The organism is Kribbella sp. DT2, assembly GCF_049844575.1.
GTDB lineage: Bacteria > Actinomycetota > Actinomycetes > Propionibacteriales > Kribbellaceae > Kribbella.
Genome location: NZ_JBNCLH010000001.1, coordinates 462,747 through 478,589, shown reverse-complemented (window position 1 = coordinate 478,589; position 15,843 = coordinate 462,747). Strand labels below are relative to the sequence as shown.

At 70.5% G+C, this 15,843-nt stretch carries 15 protein-coding genes; 10 read left to right on the top strand and 5 right to left on the bottom strand.

The window, feature by feature from the left end; all coding sequences use genetic code 11:
- The first annotated feature begins 70 nt into the window (after positions 1-70).
- From ACLQ2O_RS02295 to ACLQ2O_RS02285, 3 genes are read left to right on the top strand one after another with little or no spacing between them, the layout of a single operon-like run.
- Positions 71-1,408 carry a betaine/proline/choline family ABC transporter ATP-binding protein gene (locus ACLQ2O_RS02295; RefSeq protein WP_425826619.1) on the top strand — a complete coding sequence of 446 codons (1,338 nt, stop codon included), beginning with the start codon at positions 71-73 and terminating at the stop codon, positions 1,406-1,408.
- The gene (locus ACLQ2O_RS02290) at positions 1,408-3,378 is read left to right on the top strand and encodes an ABC transporter permease (RefSeq protein WP_425826617.1); all 1,971 of its coding nucleotides are present in this window, start codon (positions 1,408-1,410) and stop codon (positions 3,376-3,378) included. The genes ACLQ2O_RS02295 and ACLQ2O_RS02290 overlap by 1 nt, the downstream gene beginning before the upstream one ends.
- A complete protein-coding gene (locus ACLQ2O_RS02285; protein WP_425826615.1) occupies positions 3,375-4,328 on the top strand; it encodes an ABC transporter substrate-binding protein in 954 nt (317 codons plus the stop codon). The genes ACLQ2O_RS02290 and ACLQ2O_RS02285 overlap by 4 nt, the downstream gene beginning before the upstream one ends.
- Positions 4,329-4,402: 74 nt before the next feature.
- Here the strand turns inward: ACLQ2O_RS02285 and ACLQ2O_RS02280 are convergent, their stop codons facing one another.
- Positions 4,403-7,507, bottom strand: coding sequence for a BTAD domain-containing putative transcriptional regulator (locus ACLQ2O_RS02280; protein ID WP_425826613.1), 3,105 nt, complete (start codon positions 7,505-7,507; stop codon positions 4,403-4,405).
- 68 nt (positions 7,508-7,575) lie between these two features.
- Here ACLQ2O_RS02280 and ACLQ2O_RS02275 point away from each other — a divergent pair, with 68 nt between their 5' ends.
- On the top strand, positions 7,576-8,460 hold the full coding sequence (locus ACLQ2O_RS02275; protein WP_425826611.1) for an NAD(P)-dependent oxidoreductase: 885 nt from the start codon (positions 7,576-7,578) through the stop codon (positions 8,458-8,460).
- 126 nt (positions 8,461-8,586) lie between these two features.
- Positions 8,587-9,183, top strand: coding sequence for a ParA family protein (locus ACLQ2O_RS02270; RefSeq protein ID WP_425826609.1), 597 nt, complete (start codon positions 8,587-8,589; stop codon positions 9,181-9,183).
- Positions 9,184-9,207: 24 nt separating this feature from the next.
- On the opposite strand, the gene ACLQ2O_RS02265 is transcribed toward ACLQ2O_RS02270, so the two are convergent.
- On the bottom strand, positions 9,208-10,407 hold the full coding sequence (locus ACLQ2O_RS02265; protein WP_425826607.1) for an ROK family transcriptional regulator: 1,200 nt from the start codon (positions 10,405-10,407) through the stop codon (positions 9,208-9,210).
- A gap of 316 nt (positions 10,408-10,723) precedes the next feature.
- Here ACLQ2O_RS02265 and ACLQ2O_RS02260 point away from each other — a divergent pair, with 316 nt between their 5' ends.
- Genes ACLQ2O_RS02260 through ACLQ2O_RS02250 form a run of 3 tightly spaced genes read left to right on the top strand, consistent with a single transcriptional unit; the run spans position 10,724 to position 12,261 of the window.
- Positions 10,724-11,314 (top strand): RNA polymerase sigma factor, encoded by a 591-nt coding sequence (locus ACLQ2O_RS02260; RefSeq protein ID WP_425826605.1) that lies wholly within the window; start codon positions 10,724-10,726, stop codon positions 11,312-11,314.
- Positions 11,314-12,009 carry a hypothetical protein gene (locus tag ACLQ2O_RS02255; RefSeq protein ID WP_425826603.1) on the top strand — a complete coding sequence of 232 codons (696 nt, stop codon included), beginning with the start codon at positions 11,314-11,316 and terminating at the stop codon, positions 12,007-12,009. The genes ACLQ2O_RS02260 and ACLQ2O_RS02255 overlap by 1 nt, the downstream gene beginning before the upstream one ends.
- A 27-nt stretch (positions 12,010-12,036) precedes the next feature.
- Positions 12,037-12,261: a hypothetical protein gene (locus ACLQ2O_RS02250; RefSeq protein ID WP_425826601.1), complete on the top strand. Its 225-nt coding sequence runs from the start codon at positions 12,037-12,039 to the stop codon at positions 12,259-12,261.
- Here ACLQ2O_RS02250 and ACLQ2O_RS02245 read toward each other — a convergent pair.
- Both ACLQ2O_RS02245 and ACLQ2O_RS02240 read right to left on the bottom strand, forming a co-directional pair.
- On the bottom strand, positions 12,258-12,872 hold the full coding sequence (locus ACLQ2O_RS02245) for a hypothetical protein (RefSeq protein WP_425826599.1): 615 nt from the start codon (positions 12,870-12,872) through the stop codon (positions 12,258-12,260). The two genes, ACLQ2O_RS02250 and ACLQ2O_RS02245, sit on opposite strands and share 4 nt — an antisense overlap.
- Positions 12,873-13,068: 196 nt before the next feature.
- Positions 13,069-13,968, bottom strand: a complete 900-nt coding sequence (locus tag ACLQ2O_RS02240; RefSeq protein ID WP_425826597.1) for an oxygenase MpaB family protein — start codon at positions 13,966-13,968, stop codon at positions 13,069-13,071.
- A gap of 136 nt (positions 13,969-14,104) precedes the next feature.
- Here ACLQ2O_RS02240 and ACLQ2O_RS02235 point away from each other — a divergent pair, with 136 nt between their 5' ends.
- Positions 14,105-14,431, top strand: a complete 327-nt coding sequence (locus ACLQ2O_RS02235; protein ID WP_425826595.1) for a PadR family transcriptional regulator — start codon at positions 14,105-14,107, stop codon at positions 14,429-14,431.
- Complete coding sequence (locus tag ACLQ2O_RS02230; RefSeq protein WP_425826593.1) at positions 14,428-15,351, top strand: hypothetical protein; 924 nt, start codon at positions 14,428-14,430, stop codon at positions 15,349-15,351. The genes ACLQ2O_RS02235 and ACLQ2O_RS02230 overlap by 4 nt, the downstream gene beginning before the upstream one ends.
- Here ACLQ2O_RS02230 and ACLQ2O_RS02225 read toward each other — a convergent pair.
- A complete protein-coding gene (locus ACLQ2O_RS02225) occupies positions 15,295-15,843 on the bottom strand; it encodes a GNAT family N-acetyltransferase (RefSeq protein WP_425826591.1) in 549 nt (182 codons plus the stop codon). The two genes, ACLQ2O_RS02230 and ACLQ2O_RS02225, sit on opposite strands and share 57 nt — an antisense overlap.

The following is a 15,843-nucleotide window of genomic DNA, read 5'->3' as shown; positions in this document are numbered from 1 at the left end:
CGGACCCGGCATTCGATAAAGTCGCCGTTCACGACGAACCCGGCCGCCGGGGATGCGAGGGTGAATCACTGTGACCGCTCAGCTCGAGTACCCCGACCCGCAGGAGTCCGAGGCGCTGCTGTCGGTTCAGGGCCTGTGGAAAGTATTCGGGCCTAAAGCCTCCCGGGTCCCGCGCCGGCCGGAGCTGGCCGAGCTCAACCGGGCCGCCCTCTACGACCGCACCGGCTGTACGGCGGCCGTCCGTGACCTGAGCTTCGACGTCGCGCCGGGCGAGGTGTTCGTGGTGATGGGCCTGTCCGGCTCCGGCAAGTCGACGCTCGTGCGCTGCCTGACCCGGCTGGTCGAGCCGACCGCGGGCCGGCTGATCTTCGAGGGTGAGGACCTGCGCGCGGCCGACGAGAAGCGGTTGCGGACGCTGCGTCGGAGCAAGTTCTCGATGGTGTTCCAGCACTTCGGTCTGCTCCCGCACCGCAAGGTGATCGACAACGTCTCGTACGGGCTGGAGGTGCGCGGCGAGAGCAAGCCCGACCGCAAACGCCGCGCCCAGGAAGTGATCGACCTCGTCGGTCTGTCCGGCAACGAGAACATGTACCCCGAGCAACTGTCCGGCGGCATGCAGCAGCGCGTCGGCCTGGCGCGTGCGCTGGCCAACGACCCGGACGTGCTGCTGTTCGACGAGCCGTTCTCCGCGCTCGACCCGCTGATCCGCCGCGAGATGCAGACCGAGGTCGTCCGGCTGCACCGCGAGGTCGGCAAGACGATGGTCTTCGTCACCCACGACCTGTCCGAGGCGCTCAAGCTCGGCGACCGGATCCTGCTGATGCGCGACGGCGCCGCCGTCCAGCTCGGCACCGGCGACGAACTGGTCGGCGCCCCGGCGGACGACTACGTGCGCGAGTTCGTCCGCGACATCCCGCGGGCCGACGTACTGACCCTCCGCTGGATCGTCCGTCCCCCGCGGGACGGCGAGCAGCTCGACGGACCGGAGCTCGGCCCCGACGTCCTTGTCCGCGAGGCGACCCGCCTCGTGCTCGCGTCGGACCGCCCGGTCAAGATCGTCGCCGAGGGCCAACTGCTCGGCGTGATCAGCGACGAGGAAATCCTCGCCGTAGTCGCCGACGCGGCCCCGTCGAGCTCAGGCCCAACCACCTCGTACGCCGCAAGCGCAGCGCGCGCCTCCGGCCCGGCCTCCACCACACCCGGCACCCCCACCTCAGCGTTCACCGCCCCCGATTCGGACACCACCGAGCCCGGCACACCCGGCCCGGGCACCACCGCTCGCCGCACCGATCCCGGCGTCTCCCGCTCCGCCGCCCCGAGCCCAACCGGCTCAGGGCCCACCGAGCCTGGCACCCCCGGCCCAAGCCCCACCGAGCCCGGCTCGGCCTCCTCCTCTCCGCGCTCCTGATGGCCTCCATCACCGGCTCTCTGGAGCTTCACGTCCGCAAGCCCCGCCGCGTGGTCCTCGTCGGCGGTCTGATCGTCGTCTGGCTTGCGCTCTGGTTCGTGCTGCGCGGCGTGCACACGCTGGCGCTCGGCGGGCAGGACACGACGCCGTTCCATCGCTGGCTGACCGAGCAGGCCGGTGTCGTCGGCAGCGGTAACGCGGTCTCCGACGGGATCCGCGTCGTCGTCGATCAGCTCGTGATCCTGCTCCAGAGCCTGATCGCCCAGCCGTCGTACGGGCGACCGGTGCCTGTCGTCGGCTGGCTCGGCGTCGTCGCCATCTCGGCGTTCCTGGCCTGGGCGTTCGGCAACTGGAAGGTCGCCCTGCTGACGGCGGCGGGCCTCACCTTCATCGGGATGCAGGGGTTGTGGCAGGAGAGCATGGACACGCTCTCGCTCACGATCGCGGCCGTCGTACTGGCGTTGCTCGCCGGCATCCCGCTCGGCATCTGGGCCGGGCTGTCGGACCGCTTCTTCAAGGTCGCGACCCTCGTGCTCGACCTGATGCAGACCCTGCCGACCTTCGTCTATATCGCCCCGCTGACGCTGTTCTTCGCGATCGGCCCCGCCGCCGCCACGATCGCGACGCTGATCTACGCCGCGCCGCCCGTCGTCAGGCTGACCGCGCACGCGATCCGCTCGGTTCCGGCGGAGAGCGTCGAGGCCGCGCGCTCGCTCGGCTCGACCCAGGGCCAGACCCTGGCGAAGGTGCTGCTGCCGATGTCGCGCAGCACGGTCGTCGTCGGCATCAACCAGACGATCATGGCCGCCCTGTCGATGGTCACCGTCGCCGCGCTGATCGACGCGCCCGGCCTCGGCCAGACCGTGCTGAAGGCGCTGCAGACGCTCGATGTCGGGGTCGCGTTCAACGCGGGCCTCGCGATCGTCGTGCTGGCGATCGTGCTGGACCGCGTGACCACCGCGGCCGGCGACCGCCCGTGGCGGATCGGGAGCCTGCGCCGCAAGATCCTGCTCGGCGCGGGCGCGCTCGGCGTACTGGTCGCGATCTGGTTCTCGCGGACCTACCTGTGGGCCGCCGAGTTCCCGACCGACGTGAACCTCGGCTCCCGGATCGCCGTGGCGGCGGCCGACGTGACCGGCTGGGTGCAGGACGTCTTCGGCGGCTTCGCGTACGGCGTCCGCGATGCGGTGACGTTCGGCGTGCTCAATCCCCTGGAAGCGTTGCTCACCGAGTCGCCCTGGTGGCTGGTGACCGGCGTCGTCGTCGCGCTGGCGATGGTGCTCGGCGGGTGGCGCGCGGCGCTCCCGGCGACGGTCTGCCTGCTGCTCCTGGTCGGGACCGGCGTCTGGCAGGACGCGATGGTGACGCTCGCCTCGACGCTGCTGGCCACCGTCGTGGTGGTTGCCGTCGGCATCGTTCTCGGCGTCTGGACCGGGCGCAACCACCGGGTCGACAGCTGGGTCCGGCCGGTGCTCGACGCGGGGCAGACGATGCCGCCGTTCGTGTATCTGGTGCCGTTCCTGGCGCTGTTCGGGACGAGTCGCTTCACGGCGATCGCCGCGGCCGTCGTGTTCGCCGTACCGGTGACGACGAAGATCGTTGCCGACGGCATCCGTGCGGTGCCGGTGGCGACGGTTGAGGCGGCGAACTCGGTCGGCTCCAGCACCTGGCAGGTGATCAGCAAGGTCCAGCTGCCGGTCGCGCGGCGGGCGATCACGCTCGCGGTCAACCAGGGCCTGATCTACGTGCTGTCGATGGTCGTCGTCGGCGGCCTGGTCGGCGCCGGCGCGCTCGGGTACGACGTGGCCGCGGGCTTCGCGCAGAGCGAGCTGTACGGCAAGGGCCTGGCGGCCGGGCTGGCGATCGTGCTGCTGGGCGTGATGCTCGACCGGATCACCCAGGCGACGGCCCAGCGGATGAGCCGGCGTACGAAATTCAGAGGAACAGTCAGAGGAGACAACCTGTGGTGACGAACAAGCTCCGGACCGCTGGAGTGCTGACCGCTTTGGCCTTGGCCCTGACCGCCTGTGGTGGCGCGAAGGTCGGCGAGGCCGAGAAGCCGGCCGCCGGCGGCAAGGAGTGCGGCACCTTCAACCTGGCCGTCAACCCGTGGGTCGGCTACGAGGCGAACGCCGCCGTGGTCGCCTACGTCGCGACCAAGGACCTCGGCTGCACGGTGACCAAGAAGAACCTCAAGGAGGAGATCTCCTGGCAGGGCTTCGGCACCGGTGAGGTGGACGCGGTGCTGGAGAACTGGGGCCACGAGGACCTGAAGAAGAAGTATGCCGCCGACGCCGTCGTGGTCGGCCCGGCCGGCACCAAGGGCGTGATCGGCTGGTACCTGCCGCCGTGGCTCGCGGCCGAGAAGCCCGAGCTCAAGGACTGGAACAACCTGAACAAGTACGCGTCGCTGTTCAAGACGTCGGAGTCCGGCGGCAAGGGGCAGCTGCTCGACGGCGACCCGTCGTTCGTCACCAACGACGAGGCGCTGGTGAAGAACCTGACGCTCGACTACAAGGTCGTGTACGCCGGCAGCGAGACCGCGCTGATCCAGGCCTTCCGGGACGCGGAGAAGAACAAGAAGCCGGTGATCGGCTACTTCTACGAGCCGCAGTGGTTCTTCAACGAGCTGAAGCTGGTCAAGGTCGACCTCCCGGCGTACAAGGCCGGTTGCGACGCCGACCCGGCGAAGGTCGCCTGCGACTACCCGGCGTACGACCTGGACAAGGTCGTGTCGAAGAAGTTCGCCGAGTCCGGCAGCCCGGCGTACGACCTGGTGAAGAACTTCACCTGGACCAACGACGACCAGAACGTCGTCGCCAAGTACATCGCCGAGGACAAGATGACCCCGGACGCGGCCGCCGAGAAGTGGGTCACCGAGAACCGCGCGAAGGTCGACGCCTGGCTCGGAAAGAAGTAGCCGGCGCGGCGGCGGTCAGTGTGCACCGGCCGTCGCCGCAGTCGCGCCACGCGGCCTGCACCGGTCAGAAGGATTCAGCTGTCCTTGGCCCGGGAGATCGCCGCGCGGATCCGTCGTACGTCGAACTGCTCGCTCGCCGGCAGGGGGACGCCGACTGCCTGGCGGCGTCTCTCCGCTTCCGCCAGCAGTACGGCGGCCTGGTGGGCAAGGTCGGCGGACTTGCCGGCCAGGGCTGCTGCCGCCTTGGCGCCTGCCAGGCCCTCGAGGGTCAGGGCGACGGCGCGTTCGTCGCCGGTGGACTCGGCGGCGGCGCGGGCCTCGAGGTGGAGCTGCTCGGCGCGGTGGAAGTCGCCGCGCTGCTCGGCGATGAAGCCGAGCTGGGCGACGATGAAGGCGATCCCCGCGACCCCGTCGATCTTCTGGAGCCAGTCGAGCAGCGTGGTCAGGTGCTGCTCGGCCTCGTCGAGCCGGCCCTGCCAGCGGGCGCTCAGGCCGAGTCCGACGACGGCGTACTCCTCGGCTGACTTGTTCGACTGCTCCAGCGCCAGCCGGCGGGCCCGCTCGTGCAGCTCGTCGGCCTGCGCGTAGTCGCCGGTGAGCAGCGCGATCCGCCCGAGGCCGGAGGTCCGGAAGGACACCTCCGTCCAGCTGCCCAGGTCCTCGGCCGCGCGGAGCGCCTCCAGCAGCCGGCGCCGGGCGGTCGGGTAGTCGCCGCTGATCTCGGCGGCCATGATCAGCGAGTAGTTCGCCTGCAGCCGGCCCCACGCGTCGCCCAGCTGGTCGAACAGCTCCAGACTCCGTACGCCGTCCCGGTGCAGCCCGTCCAGGTCCACGTGGACCAGGGCCAGCTGCGCCCGCGTACTGAGCGCCGCCGCGAGACCCCACCGGTCGTTGAGCCGGGTGAAGGTGTCGATCGACCGGTTGACCCGCGCCATCAGGACGTCCCGCTCGCCGTACGCCCACTGAGTCGAGGCGAGGAACCACTCCGCCCTGGCGAGCCCGTGCGGGTCGTCGATCGCCTCGTAGAGCGCCAGCGCCCGGTCACTCGCCTCGGTGAGGTTGCTGCCCTCCGACGCCGTCGCAGCGAGCCCGACGCTCCAGACCGTCGCCGCGGCGCGGGCAGCCGTCGCTGGACCCGGTACGGCGAGCGCGGCGGCCAGTGCGCGACGGCCCTCACCCAGCCGGCCTCGCAGGTACCAGTACCAGGCCATGGCGTTGACCAGCCGCAGCGCCTGCTCCGCTGACGCGTGGTGGAGCGCCGCGCGGACGTTGGCCACCTCATGGTCGAGCGTCTCCAGCCACTGTTGCTGACCGGGCCCACGCAGGTGCGGCTCTGCTTGCTCGGCCAGCGACACGTAGTATGCCGCGTGCCGGCGGCGCAGGCGTGGCTCCTCGCCGGACTCGACCAGACGCTCGAGGCTGTAGGCGCCGACGCTCTCCAGCAGGCGGTAGCGACCAGCTGTGGGGACCACGAGCGACCTGTCGACCAGCCTGACCACCAGGTCGTCCGGGAGCTCGCTGACCTCGGCCGCAGCCTCCAGGCTGAAGCTGTCCGCGTGGACCGCCAGCCGCCGCAGCATGGTGCGCTCGTCCTCGCTCAGCAGCTCCCAGCTCCAGTCGATGGTCGCCCTGAGCGTCCGCTGCCGCTCCGGCACGCCGCGACCGCCCGCCAGCAACCGGAACCGGTCGACCAGCCGCTCCGCGAGCCCCCGTACGCCGAGAGCCCGCACACGGGTCGCTGCCAGCTCCAGCGCGAGCGGGATGCCGTCCAGCCGTCGGCAGATCGCCGCCACGGCCTCCGGGTCGTCCACCTGGGCTGCGCCCGCTTCAGCTCGCAGGCGGAACAGCTCGGCGGCAGGAGCCGGAGCCAGCGGGCTCACCTCGAGCAGGTGCTCACCGCCGATGCCCAGCGGCTCCCTGCTGGTCGCCAACACTCGCAGCCCGGGCACGCCCGCCAGGAGCCGGCCGACCAGATCGGCCACTCGCTCCAGGAGATGCTCGCAGTTGTCCAGCACCAGCAGGGTGTCCCGCGTGGTCAGCGACTCGACCAGCCGCTGGCCGAGCTCCTTCGGCTCGGGGACGCGCATCAGGTCGTCGCGCAGCCCTACGCCGGTGGCCACCGCGTCCAGCACCTCGTCACGCCGTACGGCGGCGAGCTCCACCCAGCGGACCCGAGCAGCTCGCCCAGCGGCCTGCGCAGCTGGCTGGTCAGCGACCTCCCGAGCGCCCTGCCCAGCGGACTGCTCAGCGACCTCCCGAGCGCCCTGCTCAGCAAGCTCCCGGGCGGTCTCCAGCGCCAGCCGAGTCTTGCCCACTCCACCAGGCCCGACCAGCGTGACCAGCCGGGCCGTGCTGAGCAGCCCCCGCGCATCGGCAAGCGCCGTCTCCCGCCCGATCAGGTCGTTCAGCGGCGCAGGCACACCGCCAGCCGAGCCAGCCTCAGGCCGAGCAAGCAGCGCCGGGTCATGCCGCAGGATCGCCTGGTGCAGCGCGCTCAGCTCAGGTCCCGGGTCAGCACCCAGCTCCTCGGCGAGCGCCCGCCGCAGCTCGTCGTACGCCTTCAGCGCCTCGTCCTGCCGCCCGGCCCGATACAGCGCACGCAACTGGATCGCCCGAAGCCGTTCCCGCAGCGGATGACGCCGGACCAGCTCAGCCAGCTCCCCGAGCGGATCGCCGTCGGTCGACGCGTCGAGCAGATCCTCGACGGCGGTCAGGCGCTGCTCTTCCAGCCGGTCCCGCGCCGCCCGGGCGAAGTCGTGGTCCACGACCTCGGCGTACGGCGTACCTCGCCAAAGCCCCAGCGCCTCCCGCAGCAGCTCCACCCGTCGACCCGACGAGGCCGCGCCGCGCAGGAGCTCCCCAAACTTGTTGCTGTCGACAACTTCCGCGGGCACCTGCAGCGTGTACCCCGCCGGTCCGTGGCTGACGAGCGCCCGGCCGCCCGGCTCGGCCCGCTCCAGCGCCGTACGGAGCTGGGAGACGCGTGCCTGGAGAGTGCCGAGCGCGTTGCGCGGCGGCTGGTCGCCCCACACGTCGTCGACGAGCCGCTCGGCGCTGACCGCGCGGCCGCGATGCACCAGGAGATCCAGCAGCAGGACGCGGACCTTGGTGTCCGGGACGGTGACCGGCTCGCCCGCGTCCGTGCGGACGACCAGCGGACCGAGCACGTCGAAGAACACCACCCAACAGTAGCCAGCGGTCCGGACACCCGTAGTGAATCCGTAGCGCTCCCGGCCACGATCGCCGCATGACCAACCGAGAAGCAGTCACCGTCATCGGCCTCGGCGCGATGGGCGCCAAGATGGCCCACACCTTCCTCGCTGCCGGCCACCCGACCACCGTCTGGAACCGTACGCCGGGCCGCGGCGCGACGCTCGTCGCCGCCGGGGCCACCGAGGTCGCGACGGCCGCCGAGGCCGTCGCCGCGAGCACTCTGATCGTGATCAGCCAGCTCGACTACGCCGCCATGAACGACTCCCTGCAGGGTGTGGACCTGACCGGCCGGGTGCTGGTGAACCTGAGCTCCGACAGCCCCGACCGGCTTCGCCAGGGCAGCCGCTGGGCGACCGAGCAGGGCGCCACCCTGATCACCGCGGGCATCATGGTCCCGCCGCCGGGCATCGGCGAGCCCGGCTCGTACTCGTTCTTCAGCGGTCCCCAGGACGTCCTCGAGGCGCACACCGGCACACTGGAAGCGCTCGGCCGGGTCGACTACGTCGGCACCGACCCTGGGCTGTCGATGCTCTACTACCAGGCCATGCTCAACGTGATCTGGTCGACGCTGACCAGCTTCTTCTACTCCGCCGCCCTGGTCGGCTCGGCCGGCGTCGGCATCGAGCAGTTCCGTCCGTACGTCGCGACGCTGCTCGTCGAGCTCGCCGACGAGGGCCCGATGGGCTTCCTCCGGTCGCTGGCCGCCGAGATCGAGGCGGGCAAGTACCCGGGCGAGCTGAACAACCTCCACATGCAGGCCGTCGGCACCGAGCACCTGGTCCAGGCGCTCACCGAGGCCGGTCTGGACACCACGTTCCCGGGTGCGCTGTCCGCCCTCTTCGCCCGCACCGACGCCGACGGGCACGGCCAGGAAGGCCTCAGCAGCGTGATCGAGTCGATCCGCAAACCCGCCGCCTGAACCCGGCGGCCGGCGTACCGGTGAAGGGCCGTTGAGGATGTCGAAGCCCTTGGCAACTATCACGACGCGTTCGGGCAACGCCGACGACACGCCGGAAATCGGACAGGACCGGGTAAGTTCGGTTCCATGATCATCGTGACAGCTGCACTGAAGGGCGGGGTCGGCAAGACAACCACGTCGGTGTACCTCGCCGCGCTGGCATCGTCGAACCGCCGGACCGCCACCCTCGTCGACGCCGATCCGCAAGGCTCCGCCGCGGACTGGATCGAGACGTCGGACGACGACCACCTGGCCCGGATCGAGATCGCCGAGGCGCCGACGGAGCGGTTGCTGACCAAGGCGCTGGACAAGGTGCCACCGGAGGGCATCGGCGTCGTCGACATGCCACCGTCGCACGAACGCCTGCTCAACAAGGCGCTCGAGCGGGCCCGGATCGTCGTCATCCCGACCCGGGTCGGCGGCGTCGAGACGCCGCGGGTGAAGGCGGTGCTCGAGCTCGTCCCGGAGGGCACGCCGGCCGGCCTGGTGATCTGCTCGGCGCGGACCTACACCCGCGCCTACCAGGAGACGATGCAGCAGTACGCCGAGGAGAACATCCCGGTCTGGGGCTCGATCCCCGAGCGCGTCTCGATCACCGCCGGCCCGACCGGACCCCTGGCCGAGGACGGCCTGGAGTCCTACAAGAAGGTCTGGCGCAAGATCCTCGCCGCAGCACGCACCTGAGGATTTGAGAACCGTCTCTGCGGCTCAACGCTGCAGAGGCGGTTCGCCGCGCACATAAGAACGAATGACCGTCGCCGCGGCGCCTCGTGCCCAGTCGTCGAAGGTGTGGGACCTGAGCATCAGGCGGCAGTCGCCTGCTGCGCCGAAGGCGTGTGCCGCGAACGCCTCGCGCATCCGCTGCTCGTACAGGTCGTAGTCCGCGACACCTTCGCCCGCGATCACCACCAGCTCCGGCCCCACCAGGTTCACCATCGCCGCCAGCGCCGAGCCGATCACGTCGCCGGCCCGGTCGAAGGCCTCACGCGCGTCCTCGTTCCCCGCATGCGCCAGCTCGATCGCCCCGGACAGGTCCAGCTTCGGCTTCCCGGTCGTCTTCCGAGCCCGCGCCAGGATCGCGTCCGATGAAGCCACGGTCTCCACGCACCCCCGCCGTCCACAGGTGCAGACCAGCTCACCAGGCGCCAACGGCAGATGCCCGAGCTCACCGGAAACCCCGTGTGCCCCCGACACCACCTCGCCGTTGATGTACAGCCCGCATCCGACGCCCGACCCGATCGTCACCACCGCGAACGAGTCAGCGTTCACGCCGACCCCGAACCAGTGCTCGGCCACGGTCAGCGCCCGGACGTCGTTCGTCACCACCACAGGTACGTCAAGCGAGGCAGTCAGCGAGGCCGCGAGCGGCACGTCCCGCCAGCCCATGAACGGCGAGTCCCGCACCACCCCGTGCACCGCGTCGACATCCCCGGACACCGCCACGCCGATCCCGACCAACGGCCCGACCAGTGTCTCCGGGGCCATGAGCTCACGCGCCAGCTCGACCAGCTTCGCGGTCACCGTCTCGGCCGAAGTGTCCGGCAACCGGCAGTGCCGTACGGCGCGAATCCCCGCCGTGAAGTCCGTCGTCACGCCGATCAGGTCCGTCGGCGTCACCTTCAGCCCGATCACCGAGACGCTGTCCGCGACCACTGTCAGCGGACTGACCGGCCGCCCGATCCCGAGCTGGCTCTCGACGGGCTCGTCCGGCCCGGCCGCGACCGGCTGGTCGGTGACGAACCCGGCCTCGATCAGCGGCGCGACCGCCTTCGTCACCGCCGCCTGGGACAGCCCGGTCCGGCGGGCGATCTCGACCCGCGGGATCGGTCCCTGGGTGAGGATCTTGGTCAGCACCTCGATCCCGGCCGGCGTCGCCAGCGGCAGCAGGCGGTTCGGGCGTGGAGGCATGAGAGCAAACTACCGGCGAGCAGGCCGTTTCAGCGCGCCGGATGCGTGCGGCCGCGCAAATTGCGTCCTCACGGCGGTAGCCAGGTCGAAATCCCCCAGGATCGTGAGCCAGGCAGGAACCGGCCCCAGCCAGCACCGACACGCCGTCGCCGAGCACCTGGTAGACGTCGTCGACGTACGCGGCGATCACCTTCGGTCCAGCTCGAGACGACGCCGACCTGCCCGTGGGCCCAAGTGGATGCAGGTAGCGGCAGGATCTGGAGTAGGCGCGCCCGGCTGCGGGAACCTTGGCGCGGTCTGCGGGTATGAAGGAGTTATGGACGATTCCGCCGGAGACGCCGCTCAGTGGCAGGCGATGCGCCGTGGCGACATGGCGGCGCTGGGGGTGCTGTTCGATCGACACGCCGACCGGGTTCACCGCTACTGCCGGCGGGCGGCGGGATCGCTGGCCGATTCCGACGATGTGTTGTCGGAGACCTTCATCGAGGTGTGGCGCTCGCGCAAGTCCTTCGTCGTGCGGGAGGAGTCGGCGCTGCCGATCTTGCTGACGATCGCCAAGCGGGTTCTGCAGAAGCAGCTGCGCGGTGCGGAGCGGGCCAGGCGGCGCGACGCGCTCACAGCCGGCCACTCCGCAACCGTGGTGCCGGACATCGCCGATGAGGCAGTGCGCGCCGAGGAGCTGGAACGGCAGCGGGCCTGGCTGCGCCAGCAGGTAGCCACGATGCCGACGGCCTACCGCAACGTCTACGAGTTGTGCGTGTACGCCGAGCTGGGCCAGGACGAGGTTGCCCGGCAGCTGGATGTCCCGTTGGGAACGGTGAAGTCCCGGTTGTCGCGGGCGCGCAACAGCATTGCTGCAGCTGCTCAGGAAGCTTTCGGGCAGCCCATGACCAAAGGGGTGTTCTGATGGACTTCGAGACCAAGGTCCTTGAGACCGAACCGTTGAGCGATGAGGGCAAGAGCCGGGCGCGGGCGGCCGTGTTGCAAGGGGTTGCCGGTGTCGAACGGGCCCGGCGGCGTCGTTTCGTCGCAGGTTCGGTTGCCGCCACAGCGGTGGTCGTCGCGGGGGTAGTGACTTACCCGTTGCTGTTTCCCGCGTCGGCGTACGCGTCATGGACTGCTGTTCCGCGAGCAGTGGCGCTCCCGGCCGACAGCTCCCGCCTGGCGCCGTGCCTGTCGTCGATCCCCGCCGAGCCGGGAGCGACGGTTGACGCCGACCGGTTCAAGCCGGTGGTCGTCGAGGAGCGGGGTGACTTCACCGCCGCACTACTGGGGGACGGGGGCAGCGTCATGGTCTGCATCTACGACGAGACCACCCGCTCGACAGGCCGTGTGAGTGCCGACGCGCTGCCGGCCGGGGCATCGGTGTCGCTGCTCGCCAACGGAGGATCGCTGGACGAGGGCGACGGCGCGCGGTACGTCTTCGGGCCGGTGGCCGCCGGGGTCGAGAAGGTCAAGGTCGTCACGACCGACGGCACGGAGGTGACCGCCTCGGTCGCCGGTGGCTATTTCCTGGCCTGGTGGCCGGCCCCGGCGGGCCCGGCGACGGTGACCGCGTCGGATCGCAACGGCACGGCGCTGCAGAAGTTGATACCGTCATGAGCTCGGGGGATCGTCGAGGAGGCCGAAGTGTTTGAGTTCTCGTGGATCGACGCAGTCGTGCTCGCCGTCGCGATCTTCCTTCTCGGTCTGCTGATCCGCCGTCTGTTCAGGGCGTTGTCGTCGTCACGGCGTGGCCGTCGCGAAATCGCCGACACTCAGGAATGGGACGCGGCGATCAGCGAGCGCCATCGCGCCCGTGGACCGCAGCGCAGGCCCGCCCGTGCGGAGCCGGACGGGCCTACGGACGACTAGCCGAGGTTGCAATCGGCCCGGTAGGAGTGCAGGCCGGTCGCGCCACCACGGATCTGCATGCACGGCTGCGCGGTGGCCCAGACAACGCTGAAGTTGAACTGCTGCGCCTGCCGCACCTCCCAGCCCACGTTGTTGATGAACTTCTGGCCGGTGCCGTTGTACTTGATGCCCTTGTAGCCCTGGCCGCCGGGCTGGGCGATGTTGTAACTGGTGATCCTCGAGCCGTTCGAGCACCAGTTGGCCGTCATCCAGGTGACGCCAGTCTTGATCCCGAGGTCCTTCCACGTGTGGTACTGGTACTGCGTCCAGCAGCCGCTGGCTGCCATGCCCGCAGGCCCCATGGCGATCTGCTCCTGGACCGTCGGCTCACGTTTGACCGCGGGCCCGGACGCCACCTCATCCGAAATCCAGTTGGCCATCCGGGCCGCGAAGACGGCCTGCTGGTCTGCCGGCAGCGCCGCGAAGGCGGCAGAGGCATCCGGTGCGCTGTAGACCGCGGCCGCGATCTGCTCGCTGCTGGGCGTTTCCGCCGACGCGATCCCGGCTGAGGCCAGGCACAGCGCAGCACCGCCGGCAACGACCGAAGCCGCTCGTCGCAATGATCTGTTCATCTCAGTTCCCCACGTTTCCAGGACCGGCTGATCCGCTCCAAGACCGCACACGCAACCTCACGCAACGCCGCACTGCAATGACGGTGCGTGAGTTTGCAGCTTCCTGCAGAGCGTCGACCGCCTGCTGGCCACCGGTTTGCCCGGGCGCTTGCGCGATTGGGCAAGTCGGAAACGGCCGATGTCGCCCTGCCCACACTCAGGCGGTAGATATGTCGACATTCCCCAGGATCGGCGAGGTCAGCGCCCAGCGGATCGTCCGCGTCAGGCCGTCCCCGGCCGCCCTCACAACGGTGCCTTCCGCCAGAGGCAGGTAGGGCAGTCGCAGCGGCCATCGTGACCACCAGGGCAGGAGGCCGACAGCAGCAGCCGTCAGTACGCCGTACGCCGGCCGCGCTGGCAGCGGCACCGGCGGGTGGATCAAGATGAACCGCGCTGCCTGCCGTGCCTCGGTGGTGCCGCGCAGCTCCGGCCGGTACGCGTCGAGCATCTGCCGGAGCTCCAGCAGCGTCGTCGGCGGGTCCACAACGCCCAGTGCCCGAGCAACCCGGGCGGTGTCCTCGACGTACCCGTCCTGCTCGGCCGAGTCGAGCGGTGCCGCGCCGTACCGCTGGTGGGCAGCCAGGAAGCTGTCGATCTCCGCCAGGTGCACCCACTTGAGCAGGTGCGGATCTCCGGCCCGGTACGGCGTACCGTCCGGGCTCGTCCCGCGGACGCGCTCGTGGACCGACTTCACCTTGGCGATCGCCGCCTCGGCGTCGGCCTCGGCGCCGTACGTGGTGATGGCGAGGAAGTAGCTGGTCCGCTGCAGCCGGCCCCACGGGTCGCCGCGGTAGCCGGAGTGCGCCGAGACGGCAGCCATCGCCGAGGGGTGCAGCGACTGCAGCAGCAACGCCCGCAATCCGCCGGCGAACATCGACGCGTCGCCGTGCACCCGCCGGATCGGCCGGTCCGGCGCGAACCACCTAGGCCCAGGGGTGTTGTGGACCCGGCTCCGCTCGGCGCGCGGATCCGGCCCGGCCACCTTCGTCATGATCATCCGGGCCAGGCCGTCCCTCACCGGATCGAGCAGCGACGTGGTCGGCAGGGTGGCGGTCATACCTCCAGTCTCCCCACCACTCCAAGCCTTCGACCATCGTCATCGGCCCCCGATGACCGTCAGATGTGCGCAAAGGTGAACCCTGGCGACCTACCGATGATTGTCATATACCGGCTAACTGACTATGGTCACTGTTATGGCTTCCTCCGAGATGCGCGAGCCGACGTTCTTCGTGCTCGCCGCGCTGGCCGACGGGCGCAAGCACGGGTACGCCGTGATCGCCGAGGTCGCGACCCTGTCCAACGGTCGCCTCACACTCCGCCCCGGCACCCTGTACGCCGCCCTCGACCGGCTGGCCGACCAGGGCTTGGTCCGCACCGCCGGTGAGGAGGTCGTCGACGGCCGCCACCGCCGGTACTACGAGATCACCCCGTCCGGAGCGGACACGCTGGCGACCGAGGCGGCTCGGCTGCAGGCCAACGCCGAGCAGGCCTTCCGCCGGCTTCGGCTGGGTACGGCATGACCACTGGACGGGCGTCGGGTGACGGGCGCGGCCAGCTCACGTCGTACGGCGCGAGTCGCCTGGCACTGGCCTGCTACCCGCGGTGGTGGCGAGCGCAGCGCGCCGCCGAGCTGCACGGCGTACTCGCCGACCTCGCGGAGACCACCGGCCGCGCCCGCCTCGATCCCCGGGACCTGCTCAACCTGGCCGTGCACGGACTGCGGCTGCGGCTGGCTGGGCACGCGACCGGAGTCCCAGGAGCTCGCGACCGGACCGCCCTGGTCGCCTCGGCCGTCGGGTTCGCCTTCTGCCTGACCATGCTGGTGCTCGGTGAGCTGTGGACACCTACCGGACCGCGGCTGACGGTCGGCGCCCCGATCTACTTGGTCTGGATGCTGGCCGTCGTACTGGCCAGGTCGTGGGGACGGAGTCTGCTGCTCCTCTGCGCCCTCGGTGCGGCGATCGCTCCGTTCACCGGCTACGAACGGCCGAGGCTTTGGGTGCTCGGGTTCCTGCTGCTGGTCACCTGCCTGGCTGTCAGCGGCCGGGCGGCCCCGGACCGCCGATCGGGGCGGCTGCTGTCTCTGCTGACCGCTGGGCTCAGTGTGCTGATGCTGGCCGGTGCGGGCGCTTACGTCCTGTCGAGGTACGCGCCGGACGGGCTGTACGGCGCCGGAGACCAGTACAACCTCGGCTGCTTCGCCTTCGCGGGACTCGGCGTCGCCGTGGTCCTCTGGTGGACCGGCCGCAGGGCCTGGGCGGTCGCGGCGGGTCTCAACAGCCTGGTCTGGTTGAGTCTGCTAGCGCAGTCGCGGGTGGGAGTCCGGTACGACGTGGAGCTGACGGCTGTGACGGCGTTGGCCGTCGGGGTCCTGCTCGCGGGGTCAGTCGCGTGGCTGTCCGGCCGCCCACTCGTCGGCGAGCAGGGAGTAGAGCAGTGAGTCGCGCCAGGCGTTGTTGGTGAAGACGTGGTCGCGGAGGTGGCCTTCGTAGCTGAAGGCGAGGCGGTCGACGACAGCGATCGAGGCCGCGTTCTCGGGGCCGATCGCGGCGGTCACCCGGTGCAGGGCGAGCGGGCCGAAGGCGAAGTCGAGCATCAGCCGGCACGCGGTCGTGGCGTAGCCGTGGCCCCAGTGGTCGGCGCTGATCCCGTAGCCGAGCTGGGCGCCTTTGTGGACACCCGGCGCGAGCCGGATGAACCCGATCACACGGTCGTCGTCAAGGCGGGTGACGGCGAGCATGTAGTCGGGCCGGTTCTCGTGGGCGGACCGCTCGATGATGCCGTCCAGCATCTTCCGCGCCGATTCGGGCGTGTGGGTGGCGAACGCCATCCAGTCGGTCACCCGATCATCACCGACGACGGCGAAGTAGTCGTCGAAGTCCTCCGATCGGAAGTCCCGCAGGCTGACGCCGTCGCCGGTGAGCGGCTCCAT

Excerpts from the sequence above, each read along its gene's own strand:
- ACLQ2O_RS02265 (WP_425826607.1), bottom strand. The coding sequence starts at position 10,407 with ATGCCTCCACGCCCGAACCGCCTGCTGCCGCTGGCGACGCCGGCCGGG.
- ACLQ2O_RS02235 (WP_425826595.1), top strand. The coding sequence starts at position 14,105 with ATGGCTTCCTCCGAGATGCGCGAGCCGACGTTCTTCGTGCTCGCCGCG.
- ACLQ2O_RS02270 (WP_425826609.1), top strand. The coding sequence starts at position 8,587 with ATGATCATCGTGACAGCTGCACTGAAGGGCGGGGTCGGCAAGACAACC.
- ACLQ2O_RS02290 (WP_425826617.1), top strand. The coding sequence starts at position 1,408 with ATGGCCTCCATCACCGGCTCTCTGGAGCTTCACGTCCGCAAGCCCCGC.
- ACLQ2O_RS02255 (WP_425826603.1), top strand. The coding sequence starts at position 11,314 with ATGGACTTCGAGACCAAGGTCCTTGAGACCGAACCGTTGAGCGATGAG.
- ACLQ2O_RS02245 (WP_425826599.1), bottom strand. The coding sequence starts at position 12,872 with ATGAACAGATCATTGCGACGAGCGGCTTCGGTCGTTGCCGGCGGTGCT.
- ACLQ2O_RS02260 (WP_425826605.1), top strand. The coding sequence starts at position 10,724 with ATGGACGATTCCGCCGGAGACGCCGCTCAGTGGCAGGCGATGCGCCGT.
- ACLQ2O_RS02240 (WP_425826597.1), bottom strand. The coding sequence starts at position 13,968 with ATGACCGCCACCCTGCCGACCACGTCGCTGCTCGATCCGGTGAGGGAC.
- ACLQ2O_RS02275 (WP_425826611.1), top strand. The coding sequence starts at position 7,576 with ATGACCAACCGAGAAGCAGTCACCGTCATCGGCCTCGGCGCGATGGGC.
- ACLQ2O_RS02225 (WP_425826591.1), bottom strand. The coding sequence starts at position 15,843 with ATGGAGCCGCTCACCGGCGACGGCGTCAGCCTGCGGGACTTCCGATCG.
- ACLQ2O_RS02230 (WP_425826593.1), top strand. The coding sequence starts at position 14,428 with ATGACCACTGGACGGGCGTCGGGTGACGGGCGCGGCCAGCTCACGTCG.